This window comes from Mesorhizobium yinganensis, assembly GCF_040081985.1.
GTDB lineage: Bacteria > Pseudomonadota > Alphaproteobacteria > Rhizobiales > Rhizobiaceae > Kumtagia > Kumtagia yinganensis.
The window spans coordinates 88,387-103,616 of sequence record NZ_JBEBMH010000013.1; the positions used below are offsets into that span (position 1 = coordinate 88,387).

13 protein-coding genes are annotated in these 15,230 nt (G+C 63.3%); 11 read left to right on the forward strand and 2 right to left on the reverse strand.

Annotated elements, in window-relative coordinates; genetic code table 11:
- Window positions 1-106: 106 nt before the first annotated feature.
- Window positions 107-256: a hypothetical protein gene (locus ABMA59_RS21900; RefSeq protein ID WP_349007513.1), complete on the reverse strand. Its 150-nt coding sequence runs from the start codon at window positions 254-256 to the stop codon at window positions 107-109.
- 253 nt (window positions 257-509) lie between these two features.
- Between ABMA59_RS21900 and ABMA59_RS21905 the strand changes: the two genes are divergently transcribed.
- From ABMA59_RS21905 to ABMA59_RS21915, 3 genes are read left to right on the forward strand one after another with little or no spacing between them, the layout of a single operon-like run.
- On the forward strand, window positions 510-1,754 hold the full coding sequence (locus ABMA59_RS21905) for a phosphopentomutase (RefSeq protein WP_349007514.1): 1,245 nt from the start codon (window positions 510-512) through the stop codon (window positions 1,752-1,754).
- The gene (gene mutM, locus ABMA59_RS21910; protein WP_349007515.1) at window positions 1,747-2,640 is read left to right on the forward strand and encodes a bifunctional DNA-formamidopyrimidine glycosylase/DNA-(apurinic or apyrimidinic site) lyase; all 894 of its coding nucleotides are present in this window, start codon (window positions 1,747-1,749) and stop codon (window positions 2,638-2,640) included. Before ABMA59_RS21905 ends, mutM begins: the two co-directional genes overlap by 8 nt.
- 32 nt (window positions 2,641-2,672) lie before the next feature.
- Complete coding sequence (locus ABMA59_RS21915) at window positions 2,673-3,446, forward strand: enoyl-CoA hydratase (RefSeq protein WP_349007516.1); 774 nt, start codon at window positions 2,673-2,675, stop codon at window positions 3,444-3,446.
- A gap of 69 nt (window positions 3,447-3,515) precedes the next feature.
- Here the strand turns inward: ABMA59_RS21915 and ABMA59_RS21920 are convergent, their stop codons facing one another.
- Window positions 3,516-5,348 carry a calcium-binding protein gene (locus tag ABMA59_RS21920; protein ID WP_349007517.1) on the reverse strand — a complete coding sequence of 611 codons (1,833 nt, stop codon included), beginning with the start codon at window positions 5,346-5,348 and terminating at the stop codon, window positions 3,516-3,518.
- 458 nt (window positions 5,349-5,806) lie between these two features.
- Here ABMA59_RS21920 and rpsT point away from each other — a divergent pair, with 458 nt between their 5' ends.
- The 8 genes from rpsT (at window position 5,807) to metK (ending at window position 15,214) form a co-directional block, all read left to right on the forward strand.
- Window positions 5,807-6,073, forward strand: coding sequence for a 30S ribosomal protein S20 (gene rpsT, locus ABMA59_RS21925; protein WP_349007518.1), 267 nt, complete (start codon window positions 5,807-5,809; stop codon window positions 6,071-6,073).
- Between the two features lie 880 nt (window positions 6,074-6,953).
- Entirely contained in the window at window positions 6,954-8,408 is a 1,455-nt protein-coding gene (gene dnaA, locus ABMA59_RS21930; protein WP_349007519.1) for a chromosomal replication initiator protein DnaA, read from the forward strand.
- Window positions 8,409-8,595: 187 nt separating this feature from the next.
- Window positions 8,596-9,714 (forward strand): DNA polymerase III subunit beta, encoded by a 1,119-nt coding sequence (dnaN, locus tag ABMA59_RS21935; RefSeq protein WP_349007520.1) that lies wholly within the window; start codon window positions 8,596-8,598, stop codon window positions 9,712-9,714.
- A 20-nt stretch (window positions 9,715-9,734) separates the two neighbouring features.
- Window positions 9,735-10,880, forward strand: a complete 1,146-nt coding sequence (recF, locus tag ABMA59_RS21940) for a DNA replication/repair protein RecF (RefSeq protein ID WP_349007521.1) — start codon at window positions 9,735-9,737, stop codon at window positions 10,878-10,880.
- A 148-nt stretch (window positions 10,881-11,028) separates the two neighbouring features.
- Window positions 11,029-12,618, forward strand: coding sequence for an apolipoprotein N-acyltransferase (gene lnt, locus ABMA59_RS21945; RefSeq protein WP_349007522.1), 1,590 nt, complete (start codon window positions 11,029-11,031; stop codon window positions 12,616-12,618).
- Between the two features lie 116 nt (window positions 12,619-12,734).
- Window positions 12,735-13,154: a helix-turn-helix domain-containing protein gene (locus tag ABMA59_RS21950; RefSeq protein ID WP_349007523.1), complete on the forward strand. Its 420-nt coding sequence runs from the start codon at window positions 12,735-12,737 to the stop codon at window positions 13,152-13,154.
- Window positions 13,155-13,298: 144 nt separating this feature from the next.
- Window positions 13,299-13,730 carry a hypothetical protein gene (locus ABMA59_RS21955; RefSeq protein ID WP_349007524.1) on the forward strand — a complete coding sequence of 144 codons (432 nt, stop codon included), beginning with the start codon at window positions 13,299-13,301 and terminating at the stop codon, window positions 13,728-13,730.
- A gap of 218 nt (window positions 13,731-13,948) precedes the next feature.
- On the forward strand, window positions 13,949-15,214 hold the full coding sequence (gene metK / locus ABMA59_RS21960; RefSeq protein ID WP_349007525.1) for a methionine adenosyltransferase: 1,266 nt from the start codon (window positions 13,949-13,951) through the stop codon (window positions 15,212-15,214).
- Window positions 15,215-15,230 lie beyond the last annotated feature (16 nt).

Genomic DNA, 15,230 nt, shown 5'->3' on the forward strand with positions numbered 1-15,230 from the left:
CAAGCGGCAACCTATCGGCGACCGCGCCCAAAATCGAGCCCCGTTCCTTTGAAAAGTCCGACGCTTTCCCAGCCTTCGTGAACCGGCGAAAGATCACCTTCGGCTCTCATGGGCACGGCCGCCGTCCGCCGGAATCACAGAGGTTCATGGTCGAGCGGGTCTCCATCGGATCGATGTTGAGGCCGACGGCTCTCGACAGCAGGACACCGAAACACAGCGCGAGCAGCAGGACCGCACCAAGACGCACAACGGACATGTGGCATTCCCTCAGAATTGGACATGCCCTCTTTGCGCCATCGGTCCTGAACCCAAGCCGGCTGGCCCGTTCAGCCTCGGTTCAAACATCTTTATGAAAAGTTAAATTGAATGTTCCGGACCCGTTTCGCAGCCTCTGCTTTTCAACACCGTTAACGCAATGGATCAGAGCATGGCGGATTCCCTGCCGCCATTTGCCATTCTTTTCAGCCGGTCCTATGTGTTGCATCCTGTTCCCTCCAGGCCGAAAGACCATGGCGCGCGCCTTCCTTTTCGTTCTCGACTCCTTCGGCATAGGCGGCGCTCCCGACGCGGCGCGCTTCGGCGACGACGGTTCCGACACGCTTGGACACATCGCACTGGCCGCCGCCGCCGGCTCCGCCGACCATCAGGGTCTGCGCCAGGGCCCGCTGGCCTTGCCGGTGATGGCCTCGCTGGGCCTCGGCCAGGCAGCCCGCGTCGCCACCGACGAAGACCCGTTCGCGGCTTCGGGGATCAAGCTTATGGACGGCGCGTTCCACGGATCGGCGCAGGAACTGTCCAACGGCAAGGACACGATCACCGGGCACTGGGAGATCGCCGGCGTGCCGGTGCCCTTCGCATGGGGTTACTTTCCGGAGACCGTTCCCGCCTTCCCGACCGAACTGGTCGAAGCGATCGTTCGCGAAGGCAATCTTCCCGGCATCCTAGCGAACTGCCAAGCATCGGGAACCGAAGTCATCGAGCGCTTCGGCGGGGAGCATGTGCGCACCGGCAAGCCGATCTGCTACACGTCGGTCGATTCCGTCATCCAGATCGCCGCGCATGAGCAGCATTTCGGCCTGGAGCGCCTGTACGCCCTTTGCAAGACAGTGCGAAAACTGGTCGACCCGCTGAACATCGGCCGCGTCATCGCCCGGCCCTTCGTCGGCGAGACCGTTGCCACCTTTGTGCGTACTCCCAACCGGAAGGATTTTGCCGTCCCGCCGCCGGAGCCGACCATTCTGGACCGCGTGGTCGCGGCCGGCGGGCGCACGCTCTGCATGGGCAAGATCGGCGACATCTTTACCCATCGCGGCGTCAGCGAGGCGCGCAAGGCCGCCGGCAATCTGCCCTTGTTCGACAAGACGCTGATTGCCATGGACGACGCTGGCGACGGCGATTTGGTCTTCGCCAATTTTGTCGATTTCGACACCGAGTTCGGCCATCGCCGCGACGTCGCGGGATATGCGGCCGCCCTTGAGGCTTTCGACCGCCGCCTGCCGGAGGCGCTGGCGAAACTCAGGCAAGGCGACCTGCTTTTGCTCACCGCCGACCACGGCTGCGACCCGACCTGGCGCGGCACCGACCATACGCGCGAGCGCGTGCCGATCTTCGGCATGATACCCGGCGGCGCGGGCGGCTCGGTCGGCCTCAGAAGCACCTATGCCGACATCGGCGAGACGGTCGCCGCGCATCTCGGCCTTGATAAGGGCGCGCACGGCACTTCCTTCGCGGAGACCATAACCAGGCATGCCTGAACTGCCGGAAGTCGAGACGGTGCGGCGCGGCCTGCAGCCGGTCATGGAACGCGCCCGCATCGACCGCGTAGAACTTCGCCGCAAGGATTTGCGTTTTCCGTTTCCCGACCGCTTCGCCAAGCGCCTGACCGGTCGGACCATCGCCTCGCTCGGCCGCCGCGCCAAGTACCTGATCGTCGAGGTCGAGGGCGGGCCGGCGCTGATCTGCCATCTCGGCATGTCCGGCTCCTTCCGCATCGAGCGCGACGCGCAGCCTGCTGCCGTACCAGGGCAGTTCCAACATGAACGCTCGAAGGCGGCGGCGCATGACCATGTCGTGTTCCATCTCGCCTCGCCCTCCGGAGATATCGCACGAGTCATCTTCAACGACCCTCGCCGCTTCGGCTTCATGCTGTTTGCCGAGGACGGGCCGAACAACCATCCGATGCTCGCCGGCCTCGGCCCGGAGCCGACGGGCAACGCCCTGGACGGCGCCATGCTGCGCGAACTCCTGGAGGGGCGCGTTGCGCCGCTGAAGGCGGCCCTGCTCGACCAGCGCACCATCGCCGGGCTCGGCAACATCTACGTCTGCGAGGCGCTGTGGCGCGCGAAACTTTCGCCAATGCGCGCCGCCGGCACGATATCGGTCAAGGGCAAGCAGGCACTTGCGCGCAGCGACGCGCTGGCGGAGGCGATCCGCTCGGTGATAGCCGAAGCGATCGGGGCAGGCGGTTCGTCGCTGCGCGACCATATCCAGACGGACGGGTCGCTCGGCTATTTTCAGCATTCGTTCTCGGTCTACGACCGCGAGGGCGAGCCCTGCCCGCGCCCCGGCTGCCCCGGTCATATCGACCGCGTGGTGCAGTCCGGCCGCTCGACCTTCTATTGCCGGTCCTGCCAGAAATAGCTTACTCGCTTTGCGCCAACCGGAGAGATCACATGGCTTATGAAGACATCATCGTGGAAACGCGGAGCAAGGTCGGCTTGATCACGCTCAACCGTCCCAAGGCGCTGAACGCGCTGAACAGCCAGGTTCTTTCGGAACTGCTTGCTGCCGTGGCCGCGTTCGAGGCGGACCAGAAGATCGGCGCGCTGGTGCTGACCGGCTCGGAAAAAGCCTTCGCCGCCGGCGCCGACATCAAGGAGATGCAGTCGCGCAGCTACGCGGAGATGTATCTCGCCGACTTTTTCAGCGGCTGGGAACAGTTCACGCGGCTGCGCAAGCCGATCATCGCGGCGGTCGCGGGTTATGCGCTGGGCGGCGGCTGCGAACTTGCCATGATGTGCGACTTCATCATCGCCGCCGAGACGGCGAAGTTCGGCCAGCCGGAAATCACGCTCGGCGTCATGCCGGGCATGGGCGGCTCGCAGCGGCTTACCCGTTTCGTCGGAAAATCCAAGGCGATGGACATGTGCCTCACCGGCCGCATGATGGATGCCGCCGAGGCGGAGCGTTCCGGCCTCGTGTCGCGCGTCGTGCCGGCGGGCGAGTTGATCGAGGAAGCGCTGAAGGCCGCGGCCAAGATCGCGGAATTCTCGCTGCCGGCCGTGATGATGACCAAGGAGGCCGTCAACCGCTCCTACGAGACGACGCTCAGTGAGGGGCTGCGCTTCGAACGGCGCCTGTTCCACTCGCTGTTCGCCTTCGAGGACCAGAAGGAAGGCATGGCTGCCTTCGCGGAGAAGCGGTCGGCGAATTTCCAGAACCGCTGAGAGCTGTCACGGGCATGCCGGGCAGCGGCCTCGAACGATCCCCGAGGCCGCCCCGTTCAATTCAAGCGGCTAAAACACCACAAAATCCGCGTTGGTCAGCGCCAAGCCGGTCGAGAGCGTCGCGAACCGGATTGCGGCTCCAGCGCCCGAGCCGTCGGCGTCGTAGCTCAGCGCCCCAGTCGCAACATCATAGACGATGCGATGGTCGGTCGTGGTCGCCGCCGCGCCGATGTGGAAGGCATTCGCGGCGAGCGTTCCCGGCGCGCCGGCGGCGGCAAATATCCGGTCGTCCAGCCGTACCGTATCATCGGCGATGCTGAAGTCGATGATCGTATCGACATTCGTCGCCGCGTCGAGACCGGAACTGAACACGAAGCTGTCGGCGCCCGCGCCGCCGGTCAGCACATCGTTGCCGCCATAGCCCCGCAGCGTGTCGCTGCCGCCGCTGCCGTCGATGCCGTTGTCCAATGCGTCTCCGGCCAGAGAGTCGCCAAAGCTCGAGCCTAGAATGTTCTCGATGGACCAATAGAAGTCACCGAAAGCGTCGCCGATATTGTTCGACTTATTCATCAGGCTGACGACGACGCGCGCCGCCGCATCCGCATATGAGGCGGTGTCGATGTCGGACTCGGTGATCCCCCCGCCGCCATCCAGTTCGTCGGCACCCGCCCCGCCATTGAGAATGTCGTCGCCTGGCTCGCCGTAGAGGTCATCGTTGCCGCCGCCCCCGACCAGCAGATCGTCTCGGACGCCCCCCCAAAGCCGATTGAAGCCTTCATCACCATAGAGCGTGTCCGCCCCTATCGTGCCGATGAGGCTTTCGATCGAATCGTATGTATCGCCAGCGGCGCCTCCGGTGTTGAGGGCGGAATTTGCGAGGCTGGCGGTGATGGCGCTGTGAAAGTCCGCATAGGAGGCGGTGTCCACCTGGTCGCCGCCGTGCAACTGGTCCGCACCGGCGTTTCCAATCAGAGTGTCATCGAACCTACCGCCATACAGTTTGTCGTTGCCGGCGCCCCCTTCCAACCTGTCGAGGCCCTCTCCGCCTTCCAGCCGATCGTTGCCGTCCCTGCCCCGCAGCCAGTCGTTGCCGTCATTGCCAACAAGCAGGTTGGCGCCGGCATTGCCGACCAGGGTATCGCCGAAACTCGATCCGTTGAGACCTTCGATCGAATTATACGTATCGCCCTTCGCGGCATTCTGGTTGATCGCCGGGTTCTCGAGACTTGCCACCACGAAGGTGGTTCCATAGTCCGCTATGTCGAATCCTGCCCCACCGCTGAGATAGTCGTCGCCAAAGTCGCCCTGCGTGCGGTCGCCCTGCAGGATGTCGTCGCCGGCGCCGCCATAAAGTCTGTCGCTTCCCGATCCGCCGATCAGGACGTCATCGCCATCATAACCCCTGAGCGAGTGCGTCCTGTATCCGTTGTCGAAGCGATCCGATCCGCCAGCGCCGTCATAGGTCCACAACAGCCCGCCGAAGTAAAAGGCAAGCGGGGCAATATTGCCCAGCAGCGCCTGTTCGATCAGGTCGCCGTCCGTCGCGGCGTCGATCGAAAGTCCCGAAATCTCCAGCACCAGCGGCCCGGACGGCGGATAGCTGCCGCCGAATACCGTTCCTTCGAGCACGATGCTCATCGCGGTGATGGTGCCGCCATTCGGCGACCCGCCGGCATAGGTCAGGCCGGTTCCCTCGAAGACGAGGCTCAAGGGGCGCAAGGTAAACTGTCCGGGATCGTCCTCGCTGGAGGCGCCCCAGACAAAGCCGCTCGAAGTAGCATGGATGAGGCTGCTTCCACCGATCTCGGCGGCGTGGTCGATCTGTTCGAGCGGCGTGAATGCGCTCCAGCCATAGCCGGGCGGAATGCTGTCGGCGGACACATGCTGGGTAGTCAGAACCATCTCGTTCCTCCTCGCCAAAACAGATATCGAGTATATTCTATGGATTATATTTAAAATAACGGAATTTTATGGCTATATCAATGCGAATTGCAATTCTTCAGTCATCTCTAAAATAACCACCTTGCACTGCACATATCCAATACTTTCCACGCCATGCCTTCGCGGAGCCACGGACGACGGCGCAGCCTGCAACGCCTGGATCCGTCGCCCGGAAAATGCCGCTGCCGGGGATTTCGCCGGCCGGCGGGACTGAAATCCGCATGCCGCGAAACGCAGGGAACGCCTAGCGAAAACGTCATTGCTTGTCGCTTCCGAGAACTCTCCGAAACGGCGTTGACGGAATGGGAAAGCTCGACTATAAGCCGCGCCAGTCAGGGCGGCCTTTGGCTGCCCGGAATTTTTTGTGCTCAGAACGATCCCGTTCGGGCGCCCACCACTGAAGATACGAAAGAGGCATCATGGCCAACACGTCCTCGGCCAAAAAGGCTACGCGCAAGATTGCCCGCCGCGCCGCGATCAACAAGAATCGCCGCTCGCGCGTCCGCACCTTCGTGCGCAAGGTCGAAGAGGCTCTCGCCGCCGGCGACAAGGCTGCGGCGACAGCGGCGTTCCAGGCGGCCCAGCCCGAACTGATGCGCGCCGCCACCAAGGGCGTGCTGCATCGCAACACCGCATCCCGCAAGGTTTCGCGCCTCGCGCAGCGGGTTAAGACGCTTTCCGCCTGACGTAAAAACGATCCTTTCCAGGAACGTTCGGACCCGGCCTCACGGCCGGGTTTTTGTTTGTCGTCAAAGCCTTGCCCCTGCTATTCTTGCGCCCGCGGGAAGTGACCCTGCGGCATGCCTGAAACTTGCAGTATAGTATTTCCTCTGACTAATATTCACCACGTGAAATTGTGACAGTCACACAATTGCCATCAGTGATTTTTCCTTTTCAAATCAATTGCTTGCCCTATGCTTATCCACAGGATTTCCGAAGCCCCGGGGCGGCCCGCCGCGCTTCTGCTCTGTCAAGCAGATTCTTTTAAAATATTTCGTCGGCGCGCTTGTTTGCAGAGTGATTTGGATAAGATTTTGAATCACAAGGCATTGGCTTTCCCAATCCACAGGATGGGGTCCAGAATCGGAGTTTTCGTTGCCGGCAAACCTTAAAAAACAGTTATTCCGTCCCTTGCGAGAGTCCCCTTTGGTTCGTTAATGTCCGCGCATCGATAAGACGGGCTTACAGCCAACCCAATCCTGACAAAGCGGCGGGATGTGTGTGACGCAGGACTATTGTCCTGTGCGCGGAAGGTTTGCGTCTTTCGAGCGACAGACGAGTGGGGTTACAGGGCGTCCCAGACGAGTTCACTCCGGTCTTGGCCGGGGGGAGGTGTTTATTGCCGCCTGGTCGAAGGGCGGCGGTTGGTACGGCCATGGGCCGTGAAGGAAGAAGCGGGCGGTTTGCGCTGCGGCGCGCAGACCATACGAGGATTGCCGGCGCGGGAACGGGTGGGGTTCCGTGTACGACAGCGAAGGGAGACGAGGTGGACCTATGCACAGCAGCGTCGAGAAAGAAGCCAAATCCGGCTTTCTTTTGCCAATGAATCTCATCGGGGAAAACAATATGGCGGCATCCAGCGGCGTGGACGGCGTGTTCGAACGAGTCAAGACGCAGCTGAAGGCCCGGCTGGGCGGCGAAGTTTATTCTAGCTGGTTCGCCCGCATGAAACTCGCGGAGACGTCCAGGGGGCTTGTGCGCATCTCGGTGCCGACGGCCTTTCTGCGTTCGTGGATCAACGGCCACTATCTGGACATGGTGCTGGACATCTGGAAGCAGGAAGACCCGGACGTGCTGAAGGTGGAGTTCGTGATCCGCAGCGCGACGCGCCCCGTGCCGAGCGAGAGCGATGCGCGCGGCCCGCGCAAGGTGGCCCGCCAGACCTTCTCGACCCTGACCGCGGGCACGACAACTCTAAACGTCATGGACCGCGATGCCGGCAAACGCGCCCTGCCCGCGGAAGGCGAGGCCAAGACCAGCGTGCTCGGCTCGCCGCTGGATCCGCGCTACACTTTCGAGTCTTTCGTCGAGGGGCCGTCAAACCGCGTCGCGCTCGCCGCGGCCAAGGCCGTCGCCGAGTCGGTATCTCGCTTCAACCCGCTGTTCCTGCACGCCTCCGTCGGCCTCGGCAAAACGCATCTGCTGCAGGCGATCGCCGCGGAAGCGGTGCAGCAGAACGGCAAGTCGCGCGTCGTCTATCTGACGGCGGAATATTTCATGTGGCGTTTCGCCACCGCAATCCGCGACAACAACGCGCTGACGTTGAAGGAGCAGTTGCGCGACATCGATCTCTTGATCATCGACGACATGCAGTTCCTGCAGGGCAAGTCGATCCAGAACGAGTTCTGCCACCTGATCAACATGCTGCTGGACAGCGCCAAGCAGGTCGTTGTCGCCGCCGACCGTCCGCCGGCGGAGCTGGAATCGCTGGAGCCGCGCGTCCGCTCGCGTCTGATCGGCGGGGTCGCGCTCGAAATGTCGGCACCCGACTTCGCCATGCGCCTCGGCATGCTGAAGATGCGGCTCGCGGCGGCAAAAGCTGAAGATCCGGCGGTGGACATCGCCGACGACGTGCTCGACCACATTGCACGCACGGTGACCGGCAGCGGCAGGGAACTCGAAGGCGCGTTCAACCAGCTTCTCTTCCGCCAGAGTTTCGAACCGAACATTTCGATCGACCAGATCGACGACATTTTGCGCCATATGTACCGGTCGAGCGAGCCGAAGCGCCCGCGCATCGAGGACATCCAGCGCATCGTGGCGCGCCATTACAATGTGTCGAAGACCGAACTCCTGTCCAATCGGCGCACGCGCACCATCGTCAAGCCGCGGCAGATCGCCATGTATCTCGCCAAAGTCATGACGCCCCGTTCATTGCCGGAAATCGGACGGCGGTTCGGCGGCCGTGACCATACCACCGTGCTGCACGCGGTGCGCAAGATCGAGGACCTGTCCGGCAACGACAACTCGCTGGCTCAGGAACTGGAGCTGCTCAGGCGGCTGATCAGCGACCAGGCGTGACCGGCAGGGCCGGCCAACCCGGCAAAGGTTTTCCACAGCGCCCGCGGATCGGCCATCCTGCCGGTTCGCGGGCTTGCCTTTGCAAGCCTTTTGCTGTCAGTTTGAGGCAGATTCCCGCCGAAGTCGGGTGGCGCGGGTGATATTTCCACCGACGTTTCGTGTATAGAAAATTCGAGCCTGTTTCGTCATGCGTGTAATCCTCGAACGCTCCAATCTCCTGAAGTCCCTCAACCACGTGCATCGCGTGGTCGAACGGCGCAACACGATCCCGATTCTGTCCAACGTCATGCTGGTGACCGAGGGCAACAGCCTGGAGATGAAGGCCACCGACCTGGACCTGGAGATCACCGAGGCGACGCCGGCGCAGGTCGAGCGCGCCGGCGGTACGACGGTTCCCGCGCATCTGCTGTACGAGATCGTGCGCAAGCTTCCAGAGGGCGCGGAGGTCATGCTGCGCACCGACGACGATGGCAACGCCATGACGGTGGCGGCGGGCCGCTCCAGCTTCCGCTTGCAATGCCTGCCGCAGTCGGATTTCCCGCAGCTCACCGCAGGATCGTTCAGCCACATTTTCCGCCTGGACGCCGCGTCGCTGAAGAAGCTGATCGACAAGACGCAATTCGCCATCTCCACCGAGGAGACCCGGTATTACCTGAACGGCATCTACCTGCATGCCGTGGAGGCCGCCGGCAAGCTGAAGCTGCGCTCCGTGGCGACCGACGGCCACCGCCTGGCGCGGGCCGAGATGGATGCGCCGGCGGGCGCGGAAGGCATGCCGGGCATCATCATCCCGCGCAAGACCGTCAACGAATTGCAAAAGCTGGTCGACGTGCCGGATGTCGCCGTCGCCGTCGAATTGTCCGACACAAAAATCCGCTTCACCATCGGCGGCGTGGTGCTGACCTCAAAACTGATCGACGGCACTTTCCCGGACTATCAGCGGGTCATTCCGACCGGCAATGACAAGCGCCTGCTCATCGATCGCGAGACATTCGCCCGCGCCGTCGACCGCGTGTCCACCGTCTCGTCCGAGCGCGGCCGCGCCGTAAAACTTTCGATCGCCGACGGGTTGGTGACGCTTGCCGTCAACAATCCGGATTCCGGCAGCGCCACCGAGGAGCTGGCGGCCGATTATTCCGCCGATCCGATGGAGATCGGCTTCAACGCCAAATACCTGCTCGACGTCGCCGCCCAGCTTGGCGGCGAGAATGCGCGCTTCATGCTGGCCGATTCCGGCTCGCCGACCCTGATCCACGACACGGCCGACGAGGATACCCTCTATGTCCTCATGCCGATGCGCGTCTGACGGACCTGCCGCTCGCCACTATGTCGGAACAACCGGCGCGGGTCCGCCTGACCAGGCTGCGCCTGACGAATTTCCGCAACTACGCGGCACTTGACCTGCCGCTTCAGCCGCGCCCGATAGTGTTTGCCGGCGACAATGGCGCGGGCAAGACCAATCTGCTCGAGGCGATCTCGCTGCTGGCGCCCGGCCGCGGCCTGCGTCGCGCCACCTATGAGGAGATCGCCCGGGATGGCAGCGAAGGCGGCTTCGCCGTGCACGCGACGCTCGACGGAGCCTTTGGCACGGTCGAGATCGGCACCGGCACTGCGGGATACAGCGCACCGGACGGCAGCCGACGCACCCGCATCAACGGCGCGGCCGCCAAATCCGCCGAGGCGATGCTCGAATGGGTGCGCGTCGTCTGGCTGACCCCGGCCATGGACGCACTGTTCACCGGGCCGGCGGCGGACCGCCGGCGCTTCCTCGACCGGCTGGTGCTGGCCATCGATCCCGGCCACGGCCAGCGCGCGCTCGACTATGAGAAGGCGATGCGCGGCCGCAACCGCCTGCTTGCCGAGGACAGCCGCGACAATGACTGGCTCTCCGCCATCGAGGCGCAGATGGCCGAGACCGGCGTGGCGATCGCCGCCGCGCGCGTCGAACTTGTCGGGCTGCTGACCGCGATGATCGGCAAGATGCCGGCGGATGGAGCGTTTCCGCAGGCCGACCTGGCGCTGTCCGGCGCAGTCGAAGGCGCCATTGCGACAAGTTCCGCCACCGAGGTCGAAGAGACCTATCGCCGAAGGCTCGCCGAAGGGCGCGCGCTCGACCGAGCGTCGGGCCGTACCCTGGAAGGCCCGCATCGCTCCGATCTGCTGGTGCGCCACCGGCCGAAGGACATGGCCGCGGAATATTGCTCCACCGGCGAACAGAAGGCGCTGCTGGTCGGCATCGTATTGTCGCATGCCCGCCTCACCGGCGAGATTTCCGGTCAGGTGCCGCTGGTACTGCTCGACGAGATCGCCGCGCATCTGGATTCGCGCCGCCGGGCCGCGCTGTTTTCCATCATCGAGGACATAGGCTGCCAGGCCTTCATGACCGGCACCGAGGCCACGCTGTTTTTCAGCCTGGCCGGCAAGGCGCAGTTCCTGACGGTCGACAAGGGCCAGGTCTTCGAGGCCGGGTAAGGATCGCTTCAAACAGCATTTGCCCCTCCACCGCCGTCGGCGGTGGAGGGCGCGCATCTGCGTGGTGCACCTGCGCCCCTTTGGCGTTCGCGAAGCGCCTGCCATGCTGCTAAGCCTGTGGCAGGGTGATTCGCGACGGGGACAGCGCATGGAGCGCCTGGCTGGGCGTATTATCTTGCTTTGGGGGTGGCGCCGTGCCGTGACGGCGTTTCTGGCCGGCGCCCTGGCGGTGCTTGCGCAGGCGCCCTACGATTTCTTCGCCGTCGGCTTCGTCTCCTTCCCCATCCTCGTCTGGCTGCTTGACGGCGCGACGGCACCGGCCATGTCGGGCGTGCTGCGCCGGTTCCGCCCGGCCTTCGCGGTCGGTTGGTGGTTCGGCTTCGGTTACTTCCTCGCCGGCCTGTGGTGGATCGGCAGCGCGCTGTTGGTCGAAGCCGACAGTTTCGCCTGGGCTCTGCCCTTCGCGGTGCTCGGCGTGCCGGTCATGCTCGCCTTCTTCTACGGTTTCGCGACGGCGCTGGCGCGCCTTCTGTGGAGCGATGGAATCGGCCGCATCGCAGCGCTCGCCTTCGGCTTCGGTATCGCCGAATGGCTGAGAACGTTCCTGTTCACGGGCTTCCCTTGGAACGAGATCGGCTATGCGGCGATGCCAGTACCGCTTTTGATGCAAAGCGTCTCCGTCGTAGGCCTGATCGGCATGAACGCGCTTGCCGTTTTCGTCTTTGCCATGCCGGCGCTGCTGTCGGACAGCCGCCACAGCCGCCTCGGCCTGGCGCTGGCGGCAATCCTGTGCGTGCTGCATGCCGGTTTCGGCTGGTACCGGCTGTCGTGGCCGGCCGTCGACGACGAGCGCAAGCTCATCGTGCGCATCGTTCAGCCCGCGGTCGATATGTCGCGGAAATGGGACCCGGCGGAAGAGGCAAAGGTGTTCGACGACCTCATGCGCCTCAGCGCCGAGGCGCCGGCCGAGGGCCATGCCAAGCCGCAACTCATTCTGTGGCCGGAAACCTCTGTGCCTTTCCTGTTCACCGACCGGCCCGATGCCTTGGCCGCTATCGGCGCGATGCTCACGGAGGGCCAGATGCTGCTGGCCGGAGCAGTGCGCGCCGAAGGCGACGGGAAACAAACGGCGACGATCTACTACAATTCCGTGGTAGCAATCGACGCCGGCGGCGAAATCGTGAATGCGGTGGACAAGATTCATCTCGTCCCTTTTGGGGAATACCTACCCTTTTCTGATGTTCTCGATCGCATCGGCCTCAAGCAGATCGTCGCCGGACCTATGAATTTTGCTGCGGGAACTCTTCGCAAGGCTATCGAGCTTCCCGGAGGCATCCTTGCAACCCCATTCATTTGTTACGAAATCATTTTTCCGGACCTTGTGGCCGTTGACGTTGCATCCAGTGATATTATTGTGAATGTCACAAACGACGCATGGTTTGGAAATACGCCTGGTCCCTACCAGCATTTCCGTCAGGCGCAGGTCCGGGCCGTAGAGACAGGACTGCCGGTCGTGCGTGCTGCGAACACGGGAATTTCCGGTACTGTCGATGCGAGTGGGCGTGTGATCGACGCCTTGGCTATCGACGCGCATGGCTATTTCGATGTCGATCTCCCGATGCCCGCGCGGGAGGGTCGGCAGGCATTGCCACGTGGCGTCATCGGCCTTGCGATCGTTGCTCTGTTCGGGCTGATCGCGGCTGCCGCCATGGCTTTGCGGCGCGTCAGTTCGAATTGACAGACTGTATATTAGAAACTCATACTGTAATCGATCCGTCATGGCTTTAACCGGCACGCCATGCTCCGGAGAGGAACCGCCATAAGAACAATCAGCCGCGGAACGGCGAGGAAAAAATGAACGGCAAAGAGAACAAGAAAAAACCGAACCCGACAGACATTCATGTCGGCAGCCGGATTCGCCTTCGCAGGAACATGCTCGGCATGAGCCAGGAGAAGCTGGGCGAGACCCTCGGCATCACCTTCCAGCAGATCCAGAAATACGAGAAGGGCACCAACCGCGTCGGCGCCAGCCGCTTGCAGGCGATCTCCGAGATTCTCGGGGTGCCGGTGTCCTTCCTGTTCGAGGATGCGCCTGGGCACGAAAGCGCCGCGCGGGGGTTCGCGGAAGACTCTTCCGCGACGCTCGCACTCGACTTTGCCACCAGCACCGAAGGTCTGCAGTTGAACCGTGCCTTCGTGCGGATCGCCGACCCCAAGGTGCGCCGCAAGATCACCGAGCTGGTCAAGGCGCTGGCGGCCGACGAGGCAGAGTAGGCGCGCGAGCAGTCTACCGCTCAACTGCTTCCGGTTGTCTCCCCTGCGTTGTTGAAACACCGACGCAATGCCTCGCCCTGTCTGATGGACAGGCGGCGTCCAATCCCTTTATCCTCCTCTGGCGCAGCCATGGGGGAGCATGTTTTGACCATCGCCATGACGCCGTCATTGTTCAAACAACTGGTCGTGGCGAGCCTTGCCGTTCCCGTCGTCGGCATGGCCATCGATCTCGTGCGGTCGCCTGCTGCTCCCAGTGACGGACCTCCCACGATGTACGACGGTATTTTGGTGGGGCTTGGCCTTGCCTACCTCGTGGCTGCAGTCGCCGCGACCATCGGCCTTTGCTTTTTTGCACGATGGTCGAGGCCCACTGTTCTTTGGCTCACGGTGTTCGAGGTTGTGATGATTGTTTTCGACGGCCCCGACCTCCATCAAACCGACGCGTTGGCCGAAGCATTCTATCACCTGTCCACGCTCCTTGCCGGCGCGGTGCTCGCAGCCGCATACTGGTCACCCGTCAGCCGGCTGTTCGAACCGGGAAGCGCCGAGGCGGATTTGATGGACGTCTTCAGTTAGCGGCGACGCCATCGGGTTCGGCCCGCCGGTCGGGTGATCGCGATGCCCGCCCATTGCCGCAACAAGTCGATCTTGGCTGTTCCACCCAAGTCAAGGCATCTAATTTCAAGCTGGCGCACCTCGCCGCTTCAACGCGGGCTTGACGCCCTGCATCCCGCTTGGCTATCCGGTTGCGGCTTCGGCATCCTGCCGGACAGGCCTTTCAAGAGGGGACACCCGTGGCGCGCCAGAACTATCTCTTCACCTCGGAATCCGTTTCGGAAGGGCATCCCGACAAGGTATGCGACCGCATCTCCGACGAAATCGTCGATCTGGTCTATCGCGAGGCCAAGAAGTCCGGGATGAACGCTTGGGACGTGCGCGTCGCCTGCGAGACCCTGGCCACCACCAACCGAGTCGTGATTGCCGGCGAGGTGCGCGTGCCGAAGTCCCTGCTCAAGCAGGACAAGGATGGCAACATCCTGGAGGACGCCAAGGAATTCCCGATCATCAACCCCTCGAAATTCAAGTCGGCGGCCCGCAAGGCCATCCGCGCCATCGGCTACGAGCAGAGCGGCTTCCATTGGAAGACGGCCAAGATCGATGTGCTGCTGCACGGCCAGTCGGCCGACATCGCCCAGGGTGTCGACAACGCTGCCGACAAGCAGGGTGAAGAGGGCGCCGGCGACCAGGGCATCATGTTCGGCTACGCCTGCAAGGAGACGCCGGACCTGATGCCGGCGCCCATCTACTACTCGCACAAAATCCTTGAACTGCTGGCCGCCGCGCGCCACGAGGGCAAGGGCGAGATCGGCAAGCTCGGGCCTGACGCCAAGAGCCAGGTGACCGTGCGCTACGAAAACGGCAAGGCAGCGGAGGTCACCCAGATCGTGCTGTCCACCCAGCATCTCGACGATAGCTGGGATTCGAAAAAGGTGCGCCAGGTCGTCGAACCCTATATCCGCGAGGCGCTTGGCGACCTGAAGATCGCCGAAGACTGCAACTGGTACATCAACCCGACCGGAAAATTCGTGATCGGCGGTCCCGACGGCGACGCCGGCCTGACCGGCCGAAAAATCATCGTCGACACCTATGGCGGCGCGGCCCCGCATGGCGGCGGAGCCTTCTCCGGCAAGGACACCACAAAGGTCGACCGTTCGGCCGCCTATGCGGCGCGTTATCTCGCCAAGAACGTCGTCGCCGCCGGGCTGGCCGACCGCTGCACCATCCAGCTTTCCTACGCCATCGGCGTGGCTCAGCCGCTGTCGGTCTACGTCGACCTGCACGGCACCGGCAAGGTGGACGAGGCCAAGCTTGAGGATGCGCTGCGCCATGTCATGGACCTGTCGCCGTCCGGCATCCGCAAGCACCTCGACTTGAACAAGCCGATCTACGCGAAGACGTCCTCCTACGGCCACTTCGGCCGCAAGCCTGGCCGCGACGGGTCGTTCTCTTGGGAAAAGACCGACCTGGCGAAAGCGCTCAAGCAGGCGCTCGCGGCCTGACCGCGACCGAACGGTC

Coding starts and splice junctions, on each gene's coding strand:
- ABMA59_RS21900 (WP_349007513.1), bottom strand. CDS start 256: ATGTCCGTTGTGCGTCTTGGTGCGGTCCTGCTGCTCGCGCTGTGTTTC.
- ABMA59_RS21905 (WP_349007514.1), top strand. CDS start 510: ATGGCGCGCGCCTTCCTTTTCGTTCTCGACTCCTTCGGCATAGGCGGC.
- mutM (WP_349007515.1), top strand. CDS start 1,747: ATGCCTGAACTGCCGGAAGTCGAGACGGTGCGGCGCGGCCTGCAGCCG.
- ABMA59_RS21915 (WP_349007516.1), top strand. CDS start 2,673: ATGGCTTATGAAGACATCATCGTGGAAACGCGGAGCAAGGTCGGCTTG.
- ABMA59_RS21920 (WP_349007517.1), bottom strand. CDS start 5,348: ATGGTTCTGACTACCCAGCATGTGTCCGCCGACAGCATTCCGCCCGGC.
- rpsT (WP_349007518.1), top strand. CDS start 5,807: ATGGCCAACACGTCCTCGGCCAAAAAGGCTACGCGCAAGATTGCCCGC.
- dnaA (WP_349007519.1), top strand. CDS start 6,954: ATGGCGGCATCCAGCGGCGTGGACGGCGTGTTCGAACGAGTCAAGACG.
- dnaN (WP_349007520.1), top strand. CDS start 8,596: ATGCGTGTAATCCTCGAACGCTCCAATCTCCTGAAGTCCCTCAACCAC.
- recF (WP_349007521.1), top strand. CDS start 9,735: ATGTCGGAACAACCGGCGCGGGTCCGCCTGACCAGGCTGCGCCTGACG.
- lnt (WP_349007522.1), top strand. CDS start 11,029: ATGGAGCGCCTGGCTGGGCGTATTATCTTGCTTTGGGGGTGGCGCCGT.
- ABMA59_RS21950 (WP_349007523.1), top strand. CDS start 12,735: ATGAACGGCAAAGAGAACAAGAAAAAACCGAACCCGACAGACATTCAT.